This is a genomic window from Streptomyces sp. NPDC004327, assembly GCF_042873935.1.
GTDB lineage: Bacteria > Actinomycetota > Actinomycetes > Streptomycetales > Streptomycetaceae > Streptomyces.
This window is the reverse complement of sequence record NZ_JBIAME010000003.1, coordinates 679,146-702,806: the sequence shown is the minus strand read 5'-3', so window position 1 is coordinate 702,806 and position 23,661 is coordinate 679,146. Positions and strand designations below refer to the sequence as shown.

Genomic DNA, 23,661 nt, shown 5'->3' with positions numbered 1-23,661 from the left:
GAAATGCGGCCGGGCGTGGTGCGCCCGGCCGCTCCGATGATCGTCCCGGAGGCCCGGGTTCAGCCGTCCCGGCGGGAAGAGTCGCTGGTGGTGGCGGTCTGCTGGAACAGCCATTCGGACTTCAGCTCGGCGTATCCGGGCTTGATGACATCGTTGATCATGGCGAGGCGTTCATCGAAAGGAATGAACGCTGATTTCATCGCATTGACCGTGAACCACGCCATGTCATCGAGCGTGTAGCCGAACGCCTCGACCAGGAATTCGAATTCCTTGCTCATGCTGGTGCCGCTCATGAGCCGGTTGTCGGTGTTGACCGTCGCACGGAAGTGCAGCTTGCGCAGCAGTCCGATCGGATGCTCCGCGTAGGAGGCGGCGGCACCCGTCTGGAGGTTGGAGGTGGGGCACATCTCCAGCGGGATCCGCTTGTCGCGGACGTACGCGGCGAGCCGGCCGAGGGTCACCGAGCCGTCCTCGGCGACCTCGATGTCGTCGATGATCCGCACGCCGTGGCCGAGCCGGTCGGCGCCGCACCACTGGAGCGCCTGCCAGATCGACGGCAGGCCGAACGCCTCGCCCGCGTGGATCGTGAAGTGGTTGTTCTCCCGCTTCAGGTACTCGAAGGCGTCGAGGTGGCGGGTGGGCGGGAAGCCGGCCTCGGCGCCCGCGATGTCGAAGCCGACGACGCCCGAGTCGCGGTAGCGGTTGGCGAGTTCGGCGATCTCCAGGGCGCGGGCGGCGTGCCGCATCGCGGTGAGCAGGGCCCCCACCCGGATCCGGTGCCCGTTCGCCCGGGCCTGCCGCTCGCCCTCGCGGAAGCCCTCGTTGACCGCCTCGACGACCTCTTCGAGGGTGAGCCCGGCCTCCAGGTGCTGCTCGGGCGCGTAGCGCACCTCGGCGTAGACGACGCCGTCCTCGGCGAGGTCGATCGCGCACTCGGCGGCGACGCGGACCAGCGCCTCACGGGTCTGCATGACGGCGCAGGTGTGCGCGAAGGTCTCCAGATAGCGTTCCAGCGAACCGGAGTCGGCGGCCTCGCGGAACCAGATGCCGAGCTTGTCCGGCTCGGTCTCCGGGAGCGCGTCATAGCCCTGGGCCCGGGCGAGTTCGATGATCGTGCCGGGGCGCAGCCCGCCGTCGAGGTGGTCGTGCAGGAGGACCTTCGGGGCGCGGCGGATCTGGTCCACGGTAGGGGTGGTGGGGATCTGGCTCGTCATTGCCGCACTGTAGCGCCTACGCGCGTAGAGCGCGCCTCTTCGGCACCTGAATTCTCGGTGCGGGCGGCGGGTCGGTCCCTCTAACCTGCGCGTATGTCTACTGAGCCGAACGAGCCCGAACTGCGCCGGATCCGCGCCTTCCTGTCCGCGTTCACCCGCCGGCAGTCGGAGCGGACGGTCGACTTCCCCGGCGGATTCGCCGCGCTGAACGACACGTACGCGCTCTCCCACGGCGACAACCACGTCCTGGTGGACGGCTCCCCCGACCCCGAGGCCCTGCCGGCGCTGGTCGACGCGGCCATGGCCCATCTCGCCCACCGCACGGTCTACATCCCCGACGAGCGGGTCGCCGCCGCCTGCGCCGGCCCCCTGGTCCGGGCCGGCTACACCCGGCAGACCGTGGTCGTCATGAGCCACCGCGGCCCGGTGCCGGAGCTCGGCGGCGCCCGCGAGGTCGGCCTCCCCGACCTGCGCGGCCCCGTCACCGACAGCTGGCGCCGCCTCCTCCCCGATGCCCCGGACGCGGTCCTCCACGACCTGACGGAGCGCCGCACCGCCCGTCTCCGGGGCGCCGACGACGTCCGCTTCCTCGCCTCGCACGACGAGTTCGGCCAGGTCGCCTCCTGGGCCGACCTCTATCTCGACCCGGCCGCCGGCATCGCCCAGATCGAGGACCTCGTCACCGGCGAGCCCCATCTCGGCCAGGGGCACGCGGGCGTCGTCCTGGACACCGCGCTGCGCACGGCCGCCGCCGCGGGCTGCCCGACCGTCTTCCTGCTCGCGCTCGCCGACGACTGGCCGCGCCGCTGGTACGAGCGCCGGGGCTTCGTCGCGCTGGGCGAGGTGCACTGCTTCGAACGCCTGTAGCAAGACCCGTACGCGCACGGGATGTTCGCTGAGCGGACGATGCGTAACAGAGACCGCGCGTACGGCTGTCGTACACCTCGCCTTCTGAGACTGTTCCGTTATGACGCACAACGCACTCGTGGCACCGACCGGCATCCGGACACCCCGGCTCGGCCGGCCCGTCGGAGCGACGAACCCGGGCTCCGAGGTCGGTGGGGTGGTCCTGCTGCTGCCGGACGGCGAGGCCGTGTCGGGACGGCGGGCGTCCGCCTGGGCGCACGCGGCGGCGCTGCCGCTCGGCCGGGCGCTGGGGCGGGCGGGGCGGTCCGAGGGGCTCGTCACGCATGTGGTGCGCTACCGCGGGCGCGGCTGGAACGGGACGGACGCGCAGCTCGCGGCGGACGCGTCCTGGGCGGTCGCGGAGGCGGTGCGGCGGTACGGGGACGTGCCGGTGTGCCTGGCCGGACGCGGGATGGGCGCGCGGGCGGCGCTGCACGCGGGCGGGCACGCGGCGGTGACGGCGGTCCTGGCGATCGCGCCGTGGCTGCCCGAGGACGACCGGGCCGCCGAGCCCGAGCCCGTACGGCACCTGGTGGGCCGCCGGGTGCTGCTCGTGCACGGCACGAACGACGCCCGGACGGACCCTGAGCTGTCGTACCGCTACGCCGAGCGGGCCAAGAAGTCCAACCGGGACACCTGCCGCTTCGAGGTGCACGCGGACGGCCACGCGCTGCGCCAGTACCAGGACGAAGTGCACGCCCTGGCGGCCGACTTCGTGCTGTCGTCGCTGTTCGCGCGGCCGCAGAGCAGACCGCTGGCCGACGCGATGGCGGCGCCGCCGCCGCTGGGGCTGCGGATGCCGCTCGCGGCGGGCTTCGGCGGCTCGTTCCGTTAGGGCCTGTCCGGGCGGTCACTCCGGCAGGAGGCTGCCCCGCTTGCTGAGCAGGAACTTCTTGAAGGCGGCCACCGGTGGCGTGTCCGGATGGCCGTCGAGCCAGGCCACGCCGATCTCGCGGACCGCGCGCGGCGAGGTCACGCCCAGCTCGACGACGCCGGGCCGGGCGACGGCCGGGGGCGGCAGCAGGGCGACGCCGAGGCCGGCGGCGACCAGGCCGCGCAGCGTCTCGGCCTCCTCGCCCTCGAAGGCGATCCGCGGTGTGAAGCCGGCCTGGGCGCACAGGTCGTCGGTGATGCGGCGCAGCCCGTAGCCGGGTTCCAGGGTCACGAAGGTCTCGTCGGCGGCCTCCGCGAGCCGGATCCGCTTGCGCGAGGCGAGCCGGTGGTCGTCGGGGACGACGAGCCGCAGCCTCTGTTCGTCGAGGCGGCGGCCGACGAGGTCGGGGGCGTCGGGCACGGGCGAGGTGAGGCAGAGGTCGAGCTCGCCGGAGCGGAGCCGTTCGATCATGGCCTCGCCGTAGTTCTGCACCAGCGTGAAGCGGACCTTCGGATGGTCGACGCGGAAGGCGCGGATGAGTCCCGGCACGGTCTCGGAGCCCATGGTGTGCAGGAAGCCGAAGGCGACCCGGCCGGCGGTGGGGTCGGCGTCGGCGCGCACGGAGTCGGCGGCGCGCTCGACCTCGGCGAGGGCGCGCTCGGCGGCGCCGAGGAAGCGGCGGCCGGCCGGGGTGAGCGAGACCGTGCGGCCGCGGCGGGCGAACAGGGCGACGCCGAGGTCCTCTTCGAGCCGGACCATGGCCCGCGACAGCGTCGACTGCGGGACGCCCATCTCCTGCGCGGCCCTGGTCACGTGCTCGTGCCGGGCGACCGCGGCGAAGTACGCGAGCCGCGGCGCGAGCAGCAGTCCCATGTCTTCTTCGTTACTGTTCGGTGACAGCCGATGCTGTGACCTGTACTCATGCATCACGGGAACGATTACAGCAGTTCCGTGCATTGGACGCATGAAGCGGGCCGTCCTACGTTCGAGGCATGCCTTCCGCCAGTACCAAGGCGGCCGCCACCCGCGCGGTCGCCGACGCAAGTCCTGCCCCTCGCGCCGACGCCACCGACTCCCGGCTCGCCCCCGGCCGCCCCGGCTACCGCCGGATGAGCCTCGCGCTGTTCGCCGCCGGAGTGGCCACCTTCGCCCTCCTCTACTCCACCCAGGCGCTGCTGCCCGCCGTCTCGGCCGAGTTCGGCGCCACCGCGTCGGCCGCCTCCTGGACGGTCTCCGCCGCCACCGGCGCGCTCGCCCTGTGCGTCCTGCCCCTCAGCGCGCTCTCCGAGCGCTTCGGGCGCCGCTCGATGATGACGGCCTCGCTCGCCGTCGCCGTCGCCGTCGGCCTGCTCGTCCCGCTCGCCCCGGACCTGGACTGGCTGGTCGCGCTGCGCGCGGTGCAGGGCGCGGCCCTCGCCGGCGTACCGGCCTCGGCCATGGCGTTCCTGGCCGAGGAGGTGCGGCCGAAGGCGCTGATCGCCGCGATCGGCCTGTTCGTGGCGGGCAACTCCATCGGCGGCATGAGCGGCCGGATCGTCACCGGCTGGGTGGCCCAGCTGTGGGGCTGGCGGGCGGGCCTGGCGGCCGTCGGCCTGATGGCCGTGGTCTGCGCGCTCGCCTTCCGGCTGCTGATCCCCGAGGCCCGGCACTTCACGCCCGGCACGCTGAACCCGCGGCTGCTCGCCCGGACCGTGCGCGGCCACCTCGCCGACCCGCTGCTGGTACGGCTCTACGCGATCGGCGCGCTGTTCATGACGGTGTTCGGCGCCGTGTACACGGTGATCGGCTACCGGCTCGTCGAGGCCCCGTTCTCGCTGCCGCAGGGCGTGGTCGGCTCGATCTTCCTGGTCTACCTGGTCGGTACGGTCTCCTCCGCGGCGGCCGGCAGGCTGGTCGGCCGGCTCGGCCGGCGCGGCGCGCTCTACCTCGCCGTCACCACGACGGCGGCCGGACTGCTGCTCTCGCTCGCCGACGCGCTGCCCGCCGTCCTCGCGGGCCTGGTCCTGATCACCGCCGGCTTCTTCGCCGGGCACGCGGTCGCCTCCTCCTCGGTCAGCCGCACGGCGAAGACGGGCCGCGCGCAGGCGTCGGCGCTCTACCAGTCGGTGTACTACCTGGGCAGCAGCGCGGGCGGCACGCTCGGCGCGGTCGCCTTCCACGCGGGCGGCTGGGCCGGCACGGTCGTGATCGGCCTGGTGGCGGTCCTCGGCGTCGTGTCGATCACGCTGTACGGGACGCACAGCGCGCGCGTCGAGGCGCGGCGCGAGCGGCTCGCGACGGCGGCCTGCTGACGCTTCGCGCACGACCCTCCGCGCACCTGTCCCTCCCCCTTACCTGACCCTCCGCGACCGGCCGGCTACGGCCGTGCAACCGTCGGCCTCCCCCGGGCGTCTTAACTCTCAGGACTCTAGGGGGAGTTGACGATCATGAACACGATCCGGAGCACGATACGCAGGAGAGCGGGCGTCGGTCTCGCGGTCACGTCCCTGGTGGTGCCGCTGACGGTGGCCCTCACCGCCGCGCCGGCGCAGGCGGCCACGTACTGCAACACCACGGCCGGCCCGTACCAGAAGCAGGTCGAGAAGTTCCTCGGCCGGCCCGTCGACGGACGCCAGTCGCTCACCGACTGCCGGGCCGTCCAGGCGTTCCAGCAGAAGCACGGGATCCAGCCGTCGGCGGGCTACGCCGGCGTGATCACCTGGCGCACCATGTCGACGATGCTCGCCCAGCGGGCCGCCGGCACCAACCCGAACCGCGACGGCCGGTGTCCGACCAACAAGGGCCGGATCGCCTGCGTCGACCTGACCCGCCAGCTCAGCTGGATCCAGGACGGCGCCCGCCTCAAGTACGGCCCGGTGCCGGTGCGCACGGGCCGGGACGGCGCGGAGACCCGTACCGGCGCGAAGAAGATCTACTGGCGGCACATCAACCACTGGTCGACGCTCTACCACGTGTCGATGCCCTACTCGCAGTTCTTCGACGGCGGCCAGGCCTTCCACTCGACCACCAAGTCCATGTGGAACCCGCCGGGTTCGGGCGGCTGCGTCAACATGCGGCCGGCGGACGCGAAGGCGTACTGGAACCTGCTGCGCACGGGCGACGACGTCTTCGTGTACGGCCGCAAGCCCGGCACCTGACCGGAACCGGTCCCGGCTGTCAGTGGGCTGCGATAGCTTTCCCTTCATCGGCGTCGGACCGGCGCCGGTGAGGGGCGAGCGGGGTGGACGCGATGGCCATGACGACCGGCGGCGTGAAGTCGGACGACCTGGAGAAGTACCGTACGGAGCTGACCGGTTACTGCTACCGGATGCTGGGTTCCGCCTTCGAGGCGGAGGACGCGGTGCAGGACACCATGGTGCGGGCCTGGCGCTCGCTCGACTCCTTCGAGGGACGCTCGTCGCTGCGGTCGTGGATCTACCGGATCGCCACCAACGTGTGCCTGGACTCGCTGAGCGCGGGCAACCGGCGGGCCCGGCCGATGGACCTCACGGACCCGACGCCGGTGGCGCAGGCCCGGCTCAACGAGCGGCCGGAGATCACCTGGCTGGAGCCGGTGCCCGACGGCCGGGTGCTGCCGTCGGTGGCCGACCCGGCGGAGACGGCGGTGTCGCGGGAGACCGTGCGGCTCGCCTTCGTGGCGGCGCTGCAGCACCTGCCGCCGAAGCAGCGGGCGGTGCTGATCCTGCGCGAGGTGCTGGCCTGGAAGGCGGCCGAGGTCGCCGAGCTGCTGGGGCTGACCGTCGCCTCGGTGAACAGCGCCCTGCAGCGCGCCCGGGCGACCATCGCCGAGCAGGCGCCGGCGACCTCGGACGCGGCGGACCCGCTGGACGAGGAGCAGAAGGCGCTCCTGGACCGCTATGTGGCGGCCTTCGAGGGCTATGACATGCAGGCGCTGACGGCGCTCCTCCACGAGGACGCGACGATGTCCATGCCGCCGTACGACCTGTGGCTGCGCGGCCACGAGGACATCGTGGGCTGGATGCTCGGCGTCGGCGAGGTGTGCCGCGGCTCGAAGCTGGTGCCGACCGTGGCGAACGGCCAGCCGGCCTTCGCGCACTACCACCCGGACCCCGAGGGCGGGTTCGCGCCGTGGGCGCTGATCGTGCTCCAGGTGAACGACGGCAAGATCGGCGGGATGGACTTCTTCCTGGACACCAAGCGCTGGTTCCCGCTGTTCGACCTCCCGGACCGGCTGCCGGCCTGACCGCTTCCCCGGCGGCTCACAGCAGGTCGCCGAGACCGACGAGGTCGAGCACGCCGCGCAGCTCGGCCCCGGCGCCCGTGAACACCAGCCGGTGTCCGCGCCGGCGGGCGGCCAGCCGCAGCCGGGCGAGCGCGTCGACGGCGGCGAGACCGGCCTGGTCGAGCCCGCCGAGGTCACAGACGACGACGGTGGGCTCGGCGGCGTCGAGCAGGGCGCAGAGACGGCCGACGTCGTCCGGGGCGAGCCGCCCGGGCAGCCGTAGTTCGAGAGTGCGTGAGGTGTCCACACCAGGCAGACCGCCGGCGTGCCCGGAACTCATCGCGGCGGACGCGAAGCGGGGCCGGTGGAGATCCACCGGCCCCGCTCACGCGTGCCCCGCGCGCTGGTCCCGCGGCCTCAGGCGATGCGGTCCAGGACGATCGGGTTCGGCGTGAACGCCGTGCCCGCCGGGGCGATGTCCCACGCGGCCGTGAGGGACTTCAGGGCGTAGTCGAACTTCTCCGGGGTGTCCGTGTGCAGGGTCAGCAGCGGCTGGCCCGCGGTGACCGTGTCGCCCGGCTTGGCGTGCAGCTCGACGCCCGCGCCGGCCTGCACCGGGTCCTCCTTGCGGGCGCGGCCGGCGCCGAGGCGCCAGGCGGCGATGCCGATGTCGTAGGCGTCGAGGCGGGTCAGGACGCCGGAGGAGGCTGCGGTGACGACGTGCTGCTCGCGGGCGACCGGGAGGGTCGCGTCCGGGTCGCCGCCCTGGGCGGCGATCATGCGGCGCCACACGTCCATGGCGGAGCCGTCGGCGAGCGCCTTGGCCGGGTCGGCGTCCTTGATGCCGGCCGCGGCCAGCATCTCGGCCGCGAGGGCGATCGTCAGGTCGACGACGTCCTTCGGGCCGCCGCCCGCCAGGACCTCGACGGACTCGCGCACCTCCAGGGCGTTGCCGGCGGTGAGGCCGAGCGGGGTCGACATGTCGGTGAGCAGCGCGACGGTCTTCACGCCGCTGTCGGTGCCGAGACCGACCATCGTCCGCGCCAGCTCGCGCGCGTCCTCGATGTTCTTCATGAAGGCACCGGTGCCGACCTTGACGTCGAGGACGAGCGAGCCGGTGCCCTCGGCGATCTTCTTCGACATGATCGAGGAGGCGATCAGCGGGATGGCCTCGACCGTGCCGGTGACGTCGCGCAGGGCGTAGAGCTTCTTGTCGGCCGGGGCCAGGCCGTCGCCGGCCGCGCAGATGACCGCGCCGGTGGTGTCGAGGACGTTCAGCATCTCCTCGTTGGACAGCAGCGCCCGCCAGCCGGGGATGGACTCCAGCTTGTCGAGGGTGCCGCCGGTGTGGCCGAGGCCGCGGCCGGAGAGCTGCGGGACGGCCGCGCCGCAGGCGGCGACGAGCGGGGCCAGCGGCAGGGTGATCTTGTCGCCGACGCCGCCGGTGGAGTGCTTGTCCGCGGTGGGGCGGGAGAGCGCGGAGAAGTCCATGCGCTCGCCCGAGGCGATCATGGCGGCGGTCCAGCGGGCGATCTCGTCGCGGTTCATGCCGTTCAGCAGGATAGCCATGGCCAGGGCGGACATCTGCTCGTCGGCGACCTCCCCGCGGGTGTAGGCGCCGATGACCCAGTCGATCTGCTCGGGGCTCAGCTCGCCCTTGTCCCGCTTGGTGCGGATGACGGAGATGACGTCCATGTGGTGATGCCTCTTTCTACGCGCATAGAGGAGCAAAGGAGAAGGCGGCCCCTCCATCCTGCCGGAAGGGCCGCCTTCGCGTACTACCCGGTCAAGGGGCTACTTCGTCAGGTGGCCGGGGCCGAACGCCTGCGGCAGCATCTGCGCCAGCGTCATGAAGCCCTCGGGCGTCTCCAGGACGAGCTCGGGGCCGCCGAACTCGTACAGGAGCTGCCGGCAGCGGCCGCAGGGCACCAGGGACTCGCCCCGGCCGTCCACGCACACGAAGTGCGTGAGCCGCCCGCCGCCGGTCGCCTGCAGCTGCGAGACCAGTCCGCACTCGGCGCACAGGCCGAGGCCGAACGAGGCGTTCTCCACGTTGCAGCCGGAGACCACCCGCCCGTCCTCGACGAGCGCCGCCGCGCCGACCGGGTAGCCGGAGTACGGGGCGTAGGCCCTCGCCATGGCCTCGCGCGCCGTCGTCCGCAGGCGCTCCCAGTCGGACTCGGGAAGGCCGGACGTCACTTGCCCTGGCCCTTCCGGTACGGCAGACCGTCCGCCTTCGGCATCCGCAGCCGCTGCGAGGACAGCGCGAGGACGAGCAGCGTGGTGACGTACGGAGCGGCGTCGACGAACTGGCTCGGGACCTCGTCGGTGAGCGCGTACCAGAGGAAGAAGCCGACGGCGAAGACGGCGCCGATCGCGGCGACCACCCACTTCTTGCGGTACATCTGCCACAGCGCGGCGATCACCAGGAGCAGCGCGACGAGCAGCAGCAGCGCGTGCACGTTGGTGGCGCCGCCGCGCAGCTTGAGGCTGTCGGTGAAGCCGAACAGGCCGGCGCCCATGGCCATGCCGCCCGGCATCCAGTTGCCGAAGATCATCGCGGCGAGACCGATGTAACCGCGGCCGCCGGTCTGGCCCTCCTGGTAGATGCCCGTGGAGACGATCGCGAGGAACGCGCCGCCGAGGCCGGCGAGGCCGCCCGACACCGCCACGGCGATGTACTTGTACTTGTAGACGTTGACGCCCAGGGACTCGGCCGCGACCGGGTTCTCACCGCAGGACCGCAGCCGCAGGCCGAAGGCCGTGCGCCACAGCAGCCACCAGGTGGCCGGGATCAGCAGGACGGCGACGATCGTCAGCAGCGACAGGTTGGTGACCAGACCGCCGAGGATGCCGGCCAGGTCGGAGATCAGGAACCAGTGCTTGGCCTGGAGGTCCTGGAGCCAGTCCGAGAGTCCCGGGATGGTGATCGAGGTGATCTCGTCGATGCGCGGGGACTGCTTGGAGGAGCCGCCCTCGGCCTCCGCGAACGTGAAGTTCGACAGGTACTGGGTGAAGCCGACCGCCAGGATGTTGATCGCCACACCGGAGACGATGTGGTTCACGTTGAAGGTGACGGTGATGATCGCGTGCAGCAGGCCGCCGAGCGCGCCGCCGAGGATGCCGACGACGACACCCGTCCACGGGCCCCACTGGTAGCCGGCCCAGGCACCGAACCAGGTGCCGAGGATCATCATGCCTTCGAGACCGATGTTGACGACGCCCGCGCGCTCGGACCACAGACCGCCGAGACCGGCCATGGCGATCGGCACGGCGAGCTGGAGCGCGCCGGAGACCTGGCCGACCGAGGTGAGGTCGTCGGCGCCGGACACGGTCCGGACGAAGGAGAACAGGACCAGACCGGCCGCGACGATCAGCAGGATCCAGGGCCAGGTCAGCTTGCGGCGCGCGGCCTTCTTGGGCGCGGCGGCGGGCTTGGCGACGGTGCCGGTGCTCATGCCGTCACCTCCTTGTCGGTCTTGATGGCGCCGCCGGCGGCCAGCTGCTCGCCGACCTTCTGCTGCTGGCGGCGGAGGCCGTAACGGCGGACGAGCTCGTAGGAGACGACCACGGCGATCACGATGATGCCCTGCATGATCTGCGTGATCTCCTTCGGGTACCCGTTGGTGTCCAGCGACGAGGACGCCTTCTCCAGGAACGCGAAGAGGAGGGACGAGAAGAGGATGCCGACCGGGTGGTTGCGGCCGAGCAGGGCGATGGCGATGGCGGTGAAGCCGACGCCGACCGGGAAGTCGAGGCTGTAGGTGTGGGTCTCGCCGAGCAGCGTCGGCATGCCCGACAGGCCGGCGAGGCCACCCGAGATCAGCATCGAGGTGAGGATCATCTTCTTGGCGTCGACGCCGCTGGCCTGGGCCGCGGACTCGCTGGCGCCGGTGGCGCGCAGGTCGAAGCCGAACTTGGTGCGGTTGAGCACGAACCAGTAGACGACGCCGAGCGCGAGCGCGACGAAGGTGAAGCCGTAGATGACTCCGTTGCCCTCGCCCATGTCGATGCCGGGGAACCAGCCGGACTCCGGGATGTCACCGGTGGTGAGGTTGTTGGAGCCGGGCGGCTGGACACCGAAGTTCTTCGGCAGGATCAGCCAGGCCACCAGGGCGGTGGTGATGGCGTTGAGCATGATCGTCGAGACGACCTCGGAGACCCCGCGGGTGGTCTTGAGGATGCCCGCGATACCGGCCCAGAAGGCACCGGTGAGGATCGCGACGACCACGATGAGCAGGATGTGCAGCGGACCGGGCAGGCTCACGGAAGCGCCGACGAGGGCCGACACCATCGCCGCGAGGCGGTACTGGCCGTCGACGCCGATGTTGAAGAGGTTCATCCGGAAGCCGATGGCCACGGCCAGCGACGCCAGGTAGTAGATGCCGGTCTGGTTGACGATCAGCACCTGGATGTCGGAGTAGCCGGCGTTCTCGATCATCAGCCGGATCGGCTCGATCGGGTCGAGGCCCGTGGCGAGCAGCACCAGCACGGTGAGCACGAACGAGGTGACCAGCGCGAGCACCGGGCCCGCGGCCCCGATGAGCAGCTTGTCCTTGTCGATCTTCATCATCGGGCGTCACCGTCTTCGGGGTGCTGGTCGTTGCCCTCCAGGCGGCCGGTGGCGGCACCGGTCATGGCGGAGCCCAGCTCCTCGGGCGTGATGGTGGCGGGGTCCGCGTCGGCCACGAGCTTGCCGCGGTACATGACGCGCAGGGTGTCGGACAGGCCGATCAGCTCGTCGAGGTCCGCGGAGATCAGCAGTACGGCCAGGCCCTCGCGGCGGGCGTCGCGGATGGCGTCCCAGATCTGCGCCTGCGCGCCGACGTCCACACCGCGGGTGGGGTGGGCGGCGATCAGGAACTTGGGGGCGTGGCTCATCTCGCGGCCGACGATCAGCTTCTGCTGGTTGCCGCCGGACAGCGAGGCGGCGGTGACGTCGATGCCGGGGGTGCGGACGTCGTACTCGCGCACGATCCGCTCGGTGTCCTTGCGGGCGGCCTTCGGGTCGAGGATGCCGCGCTTGGAGTTGGGCGCCTCGGAGACGTGGCCGAGGATCCGGTTCTCCCAGAGCGGGGCTTCGAGCAGCAGGCCGTGGCGGTGGCGGTCCTCGGGGATGTAGCCGATGCCGCCCTCGCGGCGCTTGCGCACCGAGACCTTGGAGATGTCGTCGCCGTCGAGGGTGATGACACCCGCGTCGGGGGTGTTCATGCCCATCAGGGCCTCGATGAGCTCGGTCTGGCCGTTGCCCTCGACGCCGGCGATGCCCAGGATCTCGCCCTTGTGGATGGTGAGGGAGACGTCGTCGAGCAGCTTGCGCCCGGCGGCGGCCTCCTCGTGCACCCCGGCGGTCTGGGACGGGTCCGCGGGGGCGGCGGTGGTCAGCGGGGTCGCGGCCGCGGCGCCGGCCGCGGACAGCGTGAGGCCCTCGACCTGGAGCATCGGGACGTCCGTCACCGTCGACTCGCGGGTCTCCGGGGACGGCAGCTCGGTGCCGACCATCAGCTCGGCGAGCTGCTTGGTGGTGGCGGTCTTCGGGTCGGCGGTGCCGACGGTGGTGCCGCGCCGGATGACGGTGATGTCGTCGGCGACCTTCAGGACCTCGCCCAGCTTGTGCGAGATGAAGATGACCGTGAGGCCCTCGGACTTGAGCTCGCGCAGGTTGTCGAAGAGCGCGTCGACCTCCTGCGGGACGAGCACGGCGGTCGGCTCGTCGAGGATGAGGATCCGGGCACCGCGGTAGAGGACCTTGAGGATCTCCACGCGCTGCCGGTCGGCGACGCCGAGGTCCTCGACGAGGACGTCGGGGCGGACGCCGAGGCCGTACGCGTCGGAGATCTCGTTGATCTTCTTGCGGGCCTTGGCACCGATGCCGTAGAGCTTCTCGCCGCCGAGGACGACGTTCTCCAGGACGGTGAGGTTGTCGGCGAGCATGAAGTGCTGGTGCACCATGCCGATGCCGCGCGCGATGGCGTCACCGGGGCTGGAGAAGGAGCACTGCTCGCCGTCGACGGCGATGGTGCCCTCGTCCGGCTTCTGCATGCCGTAGAGGATCTTCATCAGGGTCGACTTGCCGGCACCGTTCTCACCGATGAGGGCGTGAACGGTGCCCTTCCGGACGGTGATGTCGATGTCCTTGTTGGCGACGACGCCGGGGAAGCGCTTGGTGATGCCGTGGAGTTCGACGGCAGGGGGGCTGGACGCGTTGATGGCGCACTCTCCTTGGCCGGAAGGAGTGGGAGCGGAGTGGGCAGGGCGGGGCGAAGTTATCGTGCCGCTGGGACATCTACACGCGTAGCACTGCCGAGAATTGAAAACCCGTACGGGAAATGGGACCGGGGCCCGGCTCCGGTGGACTGCCACCGTCGCCGGACCCGCGGGCCCGGGTCGTGACCTGGGTGCCGTTACGGCGTGGTCTTGACCGTGATCTTGCCGTCGACGATGGCCTGCTTGGCCTTGGCCACGGCGGCCGTCACGTCGGTCATCTTCTGGAACGCCGGGTTGGAGTCGGCCAGGCCGACGCCGTCCGTCGCGAGGCCGTAGCGGACCTCACCGGTCTGCGGCTTGCCGTCCTTGACCGACTTGATCAGGTTGAAGACGGAGCCCTGGACGTTCTTGGTGACCGACGTCAGGATGTGGTCCTTGTACGCGGCCAGACCCTTCTGGTTGTACTGGTCCGAGTCCACGCCGATGGCCCACTTGCCGGCCGTGGCGGTGGCCTCGATCGAGCCGGAGCCCGCGAGACCGGCGGCGGCGTAGATCACGTCGGCGCCCTTGTCGAGCTGGCCCTGCGCGGCGGCCTTGCCGAGGTCGGGCTTCGAGAAGCCGTCGAAGTTCGGCGGCTGGGTCAGGTACTGGGTGAGCACCTTCGCCTTGGGGTTGGTGTCCTTGACGCCCTGGGTGTAGCCCGCCTCGAACTTCTTGATCAGCGGAACCTCGACACCGCCGATGAAGCCGACCGTGCCGGTCTTGGACGCCTTGGCGGCGGCGACGCCGGCCAGATAGGAGCCCTGCTCCTCGTTGAAGACGAGGTTGGCGATGTTCGGACCGGTCACCGACGTGTCGTCGATCAGGCCGAAGGTGGTCTTCGGGAAGGACTTGGCGACCTTCGCGATGGCCGGGGCGTAGGAGAAGCCGACGCCGATGACCGGGTTGTTCCCGGCGCGGGCCAGGGCGGTGAGGCGCTGCACCTTGTCGGCGTCGCTCTCGCCCTGCGACGGCTCGGCCTCGGCGCCCTTGACGCCGAGCTCCTTCTCCGCCTGCTGCATGCCGGCGTAGGCGGCGTCGTTGAAGGACTGGTCGCCACGGCCGCCGATGTCGTAGGCGATGGCGGCCTTGACCTGGCCGGACGCCGACGGGGTGCTGGAGCCCGAGCTGGAGGACTTGCCGCACGCGGTGGCGGTGAGCGCGAGCGCCGCGGAGGCGATGCCCACGGTCGTGATCCTGGTGATCCGGCGCAAGAGGAGGGTCCCTTCAAGACTGACCGAAAGCGCCTCTTCCGGCGCTGGTTTCGCGGCGATCGTAACGCGCGTAGATGTCAGTTAAAGACCCGTTCATGAGTCGTTATCGGATCGACGCGAACCGGCCAGGCCGCGCACCGGCGGCATCCGCCCCGATACGGCCCGTCATACACGCTGGTACGGGCCTGCGGGCCGGGCCCCTTGGGGACACGCCGAAGGCTCCGCCGAACGGATGAACAGCATCCAGCCACCCATTAAGTCGTACTTAAAGTCCGGATTTTCGACGTTTCCGAGCGAGCGCGGGAAAGCGCTCGCGCCGGCGGCCTGTCAGTGGTCGGGAGCGGCGTCGAGGAGGGCCGCGGCGGTGAAGAGTTCCACGCCGACGGCGATGGCCCGCTCGTCGACGTCGAAGTCGCCCGCGTGCAGGTCGCGGACCCGGGTGTCGCCGGGGGTGCGGACGCCGAGCCGGGCCATGGCGCCGGGGACGTGCTCCAGGTACCAGGAGAAGTCCTCGCCGCCGAGGGACTGCTCGGTGTCCTCGGTCGCGTGCGGACCGCGCCGGGCGGTCATCGCCTCGCGCAGCAGCTCGGTGACGACCGGGTCGTTGACGACCGGCGGGACGCCGCGCACGTAGTCGACGGTCGACTTGGCCCGGTGGAGGGTCGCGACCTCGTCGATGGCCGCGTGCACCAGGTCCGGTGCGTCGCGCCAGGCCGGCAGGTCCAGGCAGCGGACGGTGCCGGAGAGCTCGGCGTGCTGCGGGATGACGTTGCAGGCGTGGCCGGCCTCGATCCGGCCCCAGGTGACCGACATGCCCGAGCGGGCGTCGACCCGGCGGGCCAGCACGGCCGGCACGTCGATCGCGACCCGGGCGGCGGCGGTGACCAGGTCGGTGGTCAGGTGCGGGCGGGCGGTGTGGCCGCCGGCGCCGTCCAGGGTGACCTCCAGGCGGTCGCAGGCCGAGGTGATGGGCCCGGGCCGCAGCCCGATCTTCCCCGCGTCCACCCGGGGGTCGCAGTGCACCGCGACGATCCGCCCGACGCCGTCCAGGACGCCGCCCTCGATGGCGTCGGCGGCGCCGCCCGGCAGCACCTCCTCGGCGGGCTGGAAGATCAGCCGTACGGCCGCGGGAAGGCGGCCCTGGCGGTCCAGCTCGGCGAGCACCAGCCCGGCGCCCAGGACGGCCGCCGTGTGGACGTCGTGGCCGCAGGCGTGGGCGCGGCTGGGCTCGGTGGAGCGGTACGGGACGGTCTTGACGTCCGGGATGGGCAGCGCGTCGATGTCCGCGCGGATCGCCAGCATGGGCCGCCCGCGGTCCCAGGTCCCGACGTCGCACACGAGGCCGGTGCCGGTGGGGAGCACTCTGGGGCGCAGCCCGGCCGCCTCCAGGCGGGCCTTGAGCACGGCGGTGGTACGGACCTCCTGGTTGCCGAGCTCGGGGTGCATGTGCAAGTCCCTGCGGAACGCGATCAGTTCGGCACGCAGGGGTTCGGACAGCGTTCCGGGCAGCGCTGCGGGCGCCGCGTCGGGGCCGGGCTCACGGGACTTCAACTGGTTCACCTTTTGAAGGGTAGGCCCCCTCAAAGATCAACTGGCCCTTGATCGCGAAAAGTTCAGCCCCTTAGGGGAAAGAAATCGCGTTCGGCGTGTATGGCGCTCACCCTGTGTGGGTACGCTTACCCGAATTCGAGCCTCTCGGTGCGCTCGGCGGTCCCGGCGACACCCGCCAGGAAGCCCCGGGCGCGCGGGGAGGCGTTCTCCTTTATCCACTCGGGCGCGATCTCGCAGACGGCGACCTTCACGCCGGTGCCGTCGAGCGCCAGCGGCAGCGTGTGCACGACCGTGGACGGGAAGCTGACGATCGTCCGGCCGATCGGGCCGCGGCGGGCGATCAGCTCCAGCGGCAGATCGGGGCGGACCACTTCGAGGCCGGTCTCGACCGCGATGCGGCGCAGCTTGTCGGTGGACTCACGCCGGTGCGCGAAGTAGCGGGTGGCGCCGTGGGTGCGGGCCAGCACGGCGACGGCCCGCAGGTACTCGTCGGCGTCGACCACGCCCGTCTCCACGAGCGAGGTGCCGACCAGGTCGGCGCCGCGGGTGATCCGGGGCGGGCCGAAGGCGGCCTTCGTCCACGCGAAGTCGTTGACGGTGACCGTGGTGCCGGGCGGCGGCTCGACCGGCAGCGACGTGAAGATCTCCACGGTGCGGCGGCGGCCCGGCGCGAGCTTGCGGCGCGCCATCCTCGTCACCGGCGCGAGCACCAGCTCGCGCGGCCCGCGCGAGCCCCGCCGGTGCCAGCGCACCAGGCGCTCGCCGCGCGCGAGTTGGGCGGCGAACTCCATGGTGGCGGTGCCGTCGTCGACGACGGTCACATGGCGGGGCCCGTACAGGCCCAGGAGCAGCTGGACGTACCGCGAGAACGGATCCCCCACGATCACCCGCTCCGCGGCCCTGAGCGGCCCGCCGAGCTCCCGCAGCGTCCGTACCACCGCGCCCTTGCCCTGCCGCGCGTCCTGCCACTTCACCGTGACGCCCTCGTCCCGCGCGATCTGCGCCATGCGGCGCAGCTGGCCCCGGGACATGGGGTCGGTGGGCGAGAGGACGACGACGGTGAGCCGGAGGCCGGCGAGGGAGGGGCGGATACCGGCGCCGGCGTGCGTCGCCGCGCCGGGGGCGTCGGCGGGCTCCGGCGCCGCCGGGCCGAGCGGACCGGCCGTGCCCGTGCCGGCGGCCGCCGGGCCCGGGGCTCCGGTGCCCGCCGGGCCGGAGGTGGAGCTGTCGCCGGTTCCGGCGACGGTGCCGCCGGCGTTCGTCGCCGTGCCGAGGACGTCGGCACCGCCCGCGCCCGGAGCCGTCGGGCCGAAGGCTCCGGCGCCGCCCGCGGCGGGCGCGCCCGCCGCCCCGGTGCCCCGCCGGTCCGGCTGGCGGGGCACGGAGCGGAGGCGGGGGCGGGGGCGGGGGTCCTGGAGGGCGGTGGCGTGGGCCCATTCCAGGACGTTCAGAAGCTGGACCGGGCTCTCGACGAACGCCAGCTGGCCGGTCATGCGGCGACGACGCCCGGGACCCGGCGGAGCTTCTTCATCGGGCCGAGCTCCGACTCGTAGACCTTCTTCACGCCGTCGCCGAGCGCGGTCTCGATCGTGCGGATGTCGCGGACCAGGCGCTGCAGGCCCTGCGGCTCGACGGAGGCGGCCTGGTCGGAGCCCCACATGGCGCGGTCGAGGGTGATGTGGCGCTCGACGAAGGCGGCGCCGAGGGCGACCGCGGCGACGGTGGTCTGCAGGCCGGTCTCGTGGCCGGAGTAGCCGACCGGGACGTTCGGGTACTCGTCCATCAGCGTCTGGATGACGCGCAGGTTGAGCTCCTCGGCCTTCGCCGGGTAGGTGGAGGTGGCGTGGCAGAGCAGGATGTTGTCGCTGCCCAGGACCTCGACCGCGTGGCGGATCTGCTTCGGGGTGGACATGCCGGTGGAGAGGATCACCGTGCGGCCGGTGGCGCGCAGCTCGCGCAGCAGCTCGTCGTCGGTGAGGGAGGCGGAGGCCACCTTGTGGGCGGGGACGTCGAACTTCTCCAGGAAGGCGACGGCCTCGGTGTCCCACGGGGAGGCGAACCACTCGATGCCGCGCTTCTTGCAGTGCTCGTCGATGGCGCGGTACTCGTCCTCGCCGAACTCGACGCGGTGGCGGTAGTCGATGTAGGTCATCCGGCCCCAGGGGGTGTCGCGCTCGATGTCCCACTGGTCGCGCGGGGTGCAGATCTCGGGCGTGCGCTTCTGGAACTTGACGGCGTCGCAGCCGGCCTCGGCGGCCGCGTCGATGAGCGCGAAGGCGTTGTTCAGGTCGCCGTTGTGGTTGATGCCGATCTCACCCGTGATGTAGACGGGCCGGCCGGGGCCCGCGGTCTTGCTGCCGAGGGTGCGGAGACGGGGGCTGGTCATGATGGTGGTTCCTTACGCGTCGGGGTGTGGAGCTCAGGCGGGTGGGGCTCAGGAAGTGCGGGGCTCGGGGATGGTGAGCTCGGGTCCGAGGAGCCAGGCGGCGATCTCGCGGATCGCTCCGGAGCCGCCGGGGGTGTCGGTGACCGCGCGGGCGGCGGCCCGTACGGAGTCGTGGGCGCTGCCCACCGCGACGGGCCAGCCGACGAGGTGGAAGCAGGGCAGGTCGTTGACGTCGTTGCCGGCGTAGAGCACGCGCTGCGGGTCGACGCCCTGCTCGTCGCACCACTGCTTGAGGGCGAGGTCCTTGCGGTCCACGCCGTGCAGCACGGGGATGCGGAGCTTGCGGGCGCGGGCGGCGACGACCGGGTTCTGCTCGCTCGACAGGATCAGCAGCGGGACGCCGGCCCTGCGCAGGGCGGCGATGCCGAGGCCGTCGCCGCGGTGCACGGAGACGAACTCGCGCCCGTCGGCGTCGATGTGCACGCGGTCGTCGGTCTGGGTGCCGTCGAAGTCGAGGACGACCGCGTCGATGTCGCCGGCCGTCGGCGTGACGGGCGTGTCGAGCAGCGGGGCGAGGGCGCGGGCCCGGGCCAGGTCGTGCGGGTCGTCGATCTCCAGGACGCGCGCCGGGTCGGTGACGACGAGTTCGGTGCGGCCGAAGAAGCGGTGCCGGTGGGTGCGGAAGCCGTGGGCGGCCATCGCGTAGACGGCGCCGGTCTCCAGGTACTCGGGCTCCCGGTCCTGGCGGCGCGGCCGGTGCGCCTTGTCGTGGTTGACGCCGGTGGCGCCGGCCCCGTTCCCGGACGTCTCCCGCCACAGGAAGCCGTGGCTGGGGGCGGCCGTGAAGGCGGTGTCGGCGGCGCCCTCGGTGATCCGGCGGGCGGTCTCGTCGACCTCGTCGGCGGTGATGAAGGGGCTGGTGCACTGGACGAGCAGCACGACGTCGGCGGCGCGGCCGTGGGTGGCCTCGAAGGCGTCCATGGCGTGCAGCACGGCCGACTCGCTGCTCGCGGTGTCGCCGGACAGCTCGGCGGGGCGGCGGACGGCCTCCGCGCCGAACGCCCGGGCGGCGTCCGCGATGGCCGGGTCGTCGGTGGAGACGACGACGTCGGTGACGGCGGGCGCGCCGAGGCAGGCCCGGACGGCGCGGGCGACGAGCGGGATGCCGGCGACCGGGGAGAGGTTCTTGCCGGGGACTCCCTTGGAGCCGCCCCGCGCGGGGATGACGGCGAGCACGGTCGGGACGGTCATCACAGTTCTCCCAGGCGTCGGATGACGGGGGCCACGCGCTGCACGCCGTGGCGGTAGGCGCCGCGGGCCACCTCGCGGACGATGCGGCGCACGCCGCTCTCGCGGGGCTCGGGCGCGGTCACGTCGAGGCGGTGGCGGGCGAGGATGCCGGGCAGATAGCCGCCGGCGGTCTCGGCCGTGTAGTACGGGGCGACGGGCGGCAGCGCGGGGCCGTCGAGCAGCTCGGCGACGCGCGAGCGGGCCGCGTCGAAGGCCTTCTCGTACGAGCCTCCGCCTGCGCCCGGCGGCGTGGTGGGACCGGCGGCGCCCACGCCCTGCCGGGCCAGCCACCGCCCGTCGGGCTCCGGCGCCGCGCCCTTGTCGAGCGCGTCGAAGGAGGTGAGCAGGCCGGAGCCGATGAAGTGGTGGTTGCCGAGCACCTCGCGCACGCCGAGGTCGGTGAGGATCGCGGTGGGGATCCGCCGGTGCAGCGCTTCGAGGGCGGCGGTGGAGGAGACGGTGACCAGCAGGTCGGTGCGGTCCAGGACCTCGCCCATGTGCCCGTACACCAGACGGAAGTTGGGCGGTACGGGCAGGTCGCGCACCAGGCGCTGGTACGGGAACTCCTCCAGGTGCGTGGTGTGTTCGCCGGGCTTGGAGCGCAGCTTGAGGAGCACCTCGCGGTCCGGGTGGCGCCGGGCGTGCTCGACCAGCCGGCGCAGCACGTAGGCACGTTCGTTCCTCGTGACGGGCACGGAGGGCTGGGCGGCGAAGACCAGCGTGTCGCGGCCGGGTTCGGGCTGGTGCGGGGCGCCGCCCAGGAAGGGCAGGGCGGCCTCGACGACCGAGCTCGGGTCGGCGCCGACGCCCTCGTACACGGCGCGGAAACGCTCCGCGTCGTGGCGGGAGTTGGCGAGCACGACGTCGGCGCCGTGGCGCAGCAGCAGGCCGTCGGCGAGCTTCTCGTAGACCACGCCGACATAGCCGGTGACGATCACCGGGCGGCGTTCCAGGCCGAGTTCGGCCAGGCCCTGGAGGACGGCGCGGACGGTGCCGCCGACGAGGGCGAGCACGATCACGTCGTATCCCTCGCCGCGCAGGTGGGCGTCCCGTACCTCGCGCAGGAACTCCGCGCCGGTCACCTCGCGCGGGGCGGTGTCGGACACCCCGGTCTCGGCGAGCTGGCGGGTGGTGGGAGTGGCGCGGCCGCGGAGGACGAACCCGGTGAGGGCCGCGGATTCGGGAGAGATTCTGCGTGCGGTGAGCACGCCCCATTTCCACCGGGTGTCGGAGTCGGCGAGAACGGCGACGCGCACCGCTCGATCGGTACGTGATGGCACGTCGAGGACGCTAGGAGGGCTCGGGGATTCACGGCCCAACTGGGCCACAACAAATGGTTAACAGCGACAAGACGCCTCCATGGAAACGGACAGAAAGGGGCCCGGATCCGGGCCGGTTAAGGGGTCCGCCGCTTTGTGTTCACCGGGTGTCCCCTTGCCGGACAGGACGAATGCCGGGGCGGCGCCTAGCGTCCAGGGCGTGGTCAAGCTCTCCGTCGTCGTGCCGTTCTACAACGTGCAGACATACGCCCCCGACGCCCTCAGAAGCCTGCGCGCGAACGCCCGCGAGGACTTCGAGTTCCTTCTCGTCGACGACTGTTCGACGGACGGGACCGCGGAGATCCTGGCGCGCGCCGAGCGCGAGATCCCGGGGGCGCGACTGATCCGGCACGAGCGCAACGAGGGCCTCGCCACCGCCCGCAACACCGGCCTCGACGCGGCCCGGGGCTCCTACCTGGCATTCCTCGACGGCGACGACTGGCTCTCGCCCGGCTTCTACGCGAAGCTCGTCGCCGCCATGGACGAGCTGGACTGCGACTTCCTGCGCACCGACCACGTCCGGGTGACCGGCCGGAGCCGGTCCGTGCGGCGGGTGCCGGTCGGGCGGCGCGACGAGGTGCTGCGGCCGCGCGAGGCGATCCTGCCGGCCGACCGCACCACCTCCGTGGACTACCCGTACGCCTGGGCCGGGCTGTACCGGCGGCGGCTGCTCGACCGCGGTCTGCTGCACTTCACCCACGGCCTGCGCACGGCGGAGGACCGGCCGTGGATCTGGCGGCTGCACCGCGAGGCGGAATCCTTCGCCGTCACCGGTGAACTCGGCATCTTCTACCGTCGCGGTGTCGCCACCTCGCTCACTCAGATCGGCGATGTCCGCCAGCTCGATTTCATTCGCGCTTTCGACCAGGTGATCGAGGAAACGGGGCGGGATCCGGAAGCGGACCGGTTGTTGCCCAAGGCCGTTCGCACGTATTGCGCGGTGATTTCCCATCACCTCAACACCATGGCGAAATTCGAACCCGAAGTCGGCCGGAAATTGCGGGCGATGAGCGCGGGCGCACTGCGCAGGATGCCGCAGGACGTGCTCGCCGAGGCCCTGACGGCGATGGGCGAGGACCGGGCGGGCCCGCTGCGCCGGCTCAAGCGCCGCCGCCCCGCACCCGCACCGGCCCCCCAGGAGACGAACGCCGCATGAGCACCGCCCCGGTACGCAGGACGACCCGGATCTTCTACGCCTCGACGCTGTACGGCGCCGCGACCCTGGCCGCCGCCCTCGACAGCGGCTGCTTCGGCCCGGCCGACCGCCGGATACTGCTGGTGTCCACCAACGCGGCCGTGCCCGAGACCACCACCCCGCTCGACCGGATGCCCGGCTTCGAGCGGCTGCGCGGCCGCTTCGACGAGGTCCTGGACTGGAACGCGACGATCGAGCCGCTCCACCCGGGCGGCTGGACGCCCCGCCAGGACGACCTGCCGATGCTCCAGCGGCATCTGCGGCTGCTGTGGGGGCTGGGCACCGACCGGATCGAGCTCGTCGTCGAGTCCCTCCAGGTCGCGCCCGCGCTGACGATCGCCCAGCTCTTCCCGGACGCGTCCGTCGACGTCTACGCGGACGGCCTGATGAGCTACGGCCCGACCCGCAACAAGATCGACCCGCTGGTCGGCGAGCGGGTGCGGCGGCTGCTCCACCTGGACCTGGTGCCGGGGCTCGCGCCGCTGCTGCTCGCCGAGTTCGGGGCGGTCGCCGAGACCGTGCCGACGGAGGCGTTCACCAAGGTCGTCGAGGAGCTGGCGGGGCCGGCGGCCACCGGGCAGGGCCCGGCCCTGCTGCTCGGCCAGTACCTGGCCGCGCTCTCCCTGCTCACCGCCGAGGAGGAGGGCGAGCTGCATCTGCGCATGGTGCGCGGCGCGGTCGCCCGCGGCCACCGCCGGCTCGTCTTCAAGCCGCACCCGACCGCGCCCGACGCCTGGTCGCGGGCGCTGGTCAGGGAGGCCGAGGCGCTCGGCGCCGAACTGACCGTCGAGGACCGGCCGGTGCTCGCCGAGGTGCTCTACCGCGAGCTGCGGCCCGCGCTCGTCGTCGGCTGCTTCTCCACGGCGCTGTTCACCGCGAGCGCCTTCTACGGCATCGAGACCGCGAAGGTCGGCACCCGGCCACTGCTCGCCCGGCTCACGCCGTACCAGAACAGCAACCGGGTGCCCGTGGCCCTCGTCGACTCCCTCGTGCCCGACCTGGAGGAGCCGGGCCGGGAGCCGCTCACCGGGGCCGGGCTGCAGGGCCTGGTGGCGGCGGTCGGCTTCGCGATGCAGCCGAAGATCCGGCCGGACCTGCGGGACGCGGCCGTGCGCCACCTGTCCGGACCGCTGGCCGCCGGCACCCGGCACCACTTCACCCGCCGCCGGCTCACCTCGCTCGGCCTGCCCGGCGGCCTGCCGGTCCCCCGCCACCCGGGCCTGCGCCGGCTGGCCCGCCGCGCGCTGAAGCTGAAGCGGCGGGCGCTGGGCTGAGCCCGCCGG

The 23,661-nt window shown here is 72.4% G+C and carries 21 protein-coding genes; 7 read left to right on the top strand and 14 right to left on the bottom strand.

Annotated features, from left to right (window positions below; genetic code table 11):
- Positions 1-59: 59 nt before the first annotated feature.
- A complete protein-coding gene (locus ACFYU9_RS13780) occupies positions 60-1,214 on the bottom strand; it encodes an adenosine deaminase (protein WP_389344677.1) in 1,155 nt (384 codons plus the stop codon).
- A 93-nt stretch (positions 1,215-1,307) separates the two neighbouring features.
- Here ACFYU9_RS13780 and ACFYU9_RS13775 point away from each other — a divergent pair, with 93 nt between their 5' ends.
- Together ACFYU9_RS13775 and ACFYU9_RS13770 are read left to right on the top strand one after the other, a co-directional pair.
- Positions 1,308-2,081 carry a GNAT family N-acetyltransferase gene (locus ACFYU9_RS13775; RefSeq protein WP_389344675.1) on the top strand — a complete coding sequence of 258 codons (774 nt, stop codon included), beginning with the start codon at positions 1,308-1,310 and terminating at the stop codon, positions 2,079-2,081.
- 100 nt (positions 2,082-2,181) lie between these two features.
- Positions 2,182-2,955, top strand: a complete 774-nt coding sequence (locus tag ACFYU9_RS13770; protein WP_389204646.1) for an alpha/beta hydrolase — start codon at positions 2,182-2,184, stop codon at positions 2,953-2,955.
- Positions 2,956-2,970: 15 nt separating this feature from the next.
- On the opposite strand, the gene ACFYU9_RS13765 is transcribed toward ACFYU9_RS13770, so the two are convergent.
- Complete coding sequence (locus tag ACFYU9_RS13765) at positions 2,971-3,867, bottom strand: LysR family transcriptional regulator (RefSeq protein WP_389204647.1); 897 nt, start codon at positions 3,865-3,867, stop codon at positions 2,971-2,973.
- Positions 3,868-3,986: 119 nt separating this feature from the next.
- Here ACFYU9_RS13765 and ACFYU9_RS13760 point away from each other — a divergent pair, with 119 nt between their 5' ends.
- From ACFYU9_RS13760 to ACFYU9_RS13750, 3 genes are all read left to right on the top strand, one after another.
- Positions 3,987-5,285 (top strand): MFS transporter, encoded by a 1,299-nt coding sequence (locus ACFYU9_RS13760; protein WP_389344673.1) that lies wholly within the window; start codon positions 3,987-3,989, stop codon positions 5,283-5,285.
- A 135-nt stretch (positions 5,286-5,420) separates the two neighbouring features.
- The gene (locus tag ACFYU9_RS13755) at positions 5,421-6,131 is read left to right on the top strand and encodes a L,D-transpeptidase (protein ID WP_389344671.1); all 711 of its coding nucleotides are present in this window, start codon (positions 5,421-5,423) and stop codon (positions 6,129-6,131) included.
- A gap of 92 nt (positions 6,132-6,223) precedes the next feature.
- Entirely contained in the window at positions 6,224-7,198 is a 975-nt protein-coding gene (locus ACFYU9_RS13750) for a sigma-70 family RNA polymerase sigma factor (protein WP_389204650.1), read from the top strand.
- A 16-nt stretch (positions 7,199-7,214) separates the two neighbouring features.
- On the opposite strand, the gene ACFYU9_RS13745 is transcribed toward ACFYU9_RS13750, so the two are convergent.
- From ACFYU9_RS13745 to ACFYU9_RS13690, 12 genes are all read right to left on the bottom strand, one after another.
- Positions 7,215-7,484, bottom strand: a complete 270-nt coding sequence (locus ACFYU9_RS13745; protein WP_389344669.1) for an STAS domain-containing protein — start codon at positions 7,482-7,484, stop codon at positions 7,215-7,217.
- Between the two features lie 110 nt (positions 7,485-7,594).
- The gene (locus ACFYU9_RS13740) at positions 7,595-8,872 is read right to left on the bottom strand and encodes a thymidine phosphorylase (RefSeq protein ID WP_389204652.1); all 1,278 of its coding nucleotides are present in this window, start codon (positions 8,870-8,872) and stop codon (positions 7,595-7,597) included.
- A 99-nt stretch (positions 8,873-8,971) separates the two neighbouring features.
- Positions 8,972-9,376 carry a cytidine deaminase gene (locus ACFYU9_RS13735; RefSeq protein WP_389204653.1) on the bottom strand — a complete coding sequence of 135 codons (405 nt, stop codon included), beginning with the start codon at positions 9,374-9,376 and terminating at the stop codon, positions 8,972-8,974.
- Positions 9,373-10,635, bottom strand: a complete 1,263-nt coding sequence (locus ACFYU9_RS13730; RefSeq protein ID WP_389204654.1) for an ABC transporter permease — start codon at positions 10,633-10,635, stop codon at positions 9,373-9,375. Before ACFYU9_RS13730 ends, ACFYU9_RS13735 begins: the two co-directional genes overlap by 4 nt.
- Positions 10,632-11,750 (bottom strand): ABC transporter permease, encoded by a 1,119-nt coding sequence (locus ACFYU9_RS13725; protein ID WP_389204655.1) that lies wholly within the window; start codon positions 11,748-11,750, stop codon positions 10,632-10,634. The genes ACFYU9_RS13730 and ACFYU9_RS13725 overlap by 4 nt, the downstream gene beginning before the upstream one ends.
- A complete protein-coding gene (locus ACFYU9_RS13720) occupies positions 11,747-13,387 on the bottom strand; it encodes an ABC transporter ATP-binding protein (protein WP_389205267.1) in 1,641 nt (546 codons plus the stop codon). Before ACFYU9_RS13720 ends, ACFYU9_RS13725 begins: the two co-directional genes overlap by 4 nt.
- A gap of 194 nt (positions 13,388-13,581) precedes the next feature.
- On the bottom strand, positions 13,582-14,637 hold the full coding sequence (locus tag ACFYU9_RS13715; RefSeq protein ID WP_389204656.1) for a BMP family protein: 1,056 nt from the start codon (positions 14,635-14,637) through the stop codon (positions 13,582-13,584).
- 327 nt (positions 14,638-14,964) lie between these two features.
- Positions 14,965-16,197, bottom strand: coding sequence for an amidohydrolase (locus ACFYU9_RS13710; RefSeq protein ID WP_389204657.1), 1,233 nt, complete (start codon positions 16,195-16,197; stop codon positions 14,965-14,967).
- 116 nt (positions 16,198-16,313) lie between these two features.
- A complete protein-coding gene (locus ACFYU9_RS13705; RefSeq protein WP_389205268.1) occupies positions 16,314-17,219 on the bottom strand; it encodes a hypothetical protein in 906 nt (301 codons plus the stop codon).
- A 458-nt stretch (positions 17,220-17,677) separates the two neighbouring features.
- Positions 17,678-18,574, bottom strand: a complete 897-nt coding sequence (locus tag ACFYU9_RS13700) for an N-acetylneuraminate synthase family protein (protein WP_389204658.1) — start codon at positions 18,572-18,574, stop codon at positions 17,678-17,680.
- 48 nt (positions 18,575-18,622) lie between these two features.
- Positions 18,623-19,825 (bottom strand): cytidylyltransferase domain-containing protein, encoded by a 1,203-nt coding sequence (locus ACFYU9_RS13695; protein ID WP_389344667.1) that lies wholly within the window; start codon positions 19,823-19,825, stop codon positions 18,623-18,625.
- Positions 19,825-21,144: a DUF6716 putative glycosyltransferase gene (locus ACFYU9_RS13690; RefSeq protein ID WP_389344665.1), complete on the bottom strand. Its 1,320-nt coding sequence runs from the start codon at positions 21,142-21,144 to the stop codon at positions 19,825-19,827. The genes ACFYU9_RS13695 and ACFYU9_RS13690 overlap by 1 nt, the downstream gene beginning before the upstream one ends.
- A 199-nt stretch (positions 21,145-21,343) precedes the next feature.
- On the opposite strand from ACFYU9_RS13690, the gene ACFYU9_RS13685 reads away from it, so the two are divergent.
- Complete coding sequence (locus tag ACFYU9_RS13685) at positions 21,344-22,339, top strand: glycosyltransferase family 2 protein (RefSeq protein WP_389344663.1); 996 nt, start codon at positions 21,344-21,346, stop codon at positions 22,337-22,339.
- Complete coding sequence (locus ACFYU9_RS13680; RefSeq protein ID WP_389204662.1) at positions 22,336-23,652, top strand: alpha-2,8-polysialyltransferase family protein; 1,317 nt, start codon at positions 22,336-22,338, stop codon at positions 23,650-23,652. Before ACFYU9_RS13685 ends, ACFYU9_RS13680 begins: the two co-directional genes overlap by 4 nt.
- Positions 23,653-23,661 lie beyond the last annotated feature (9 nt).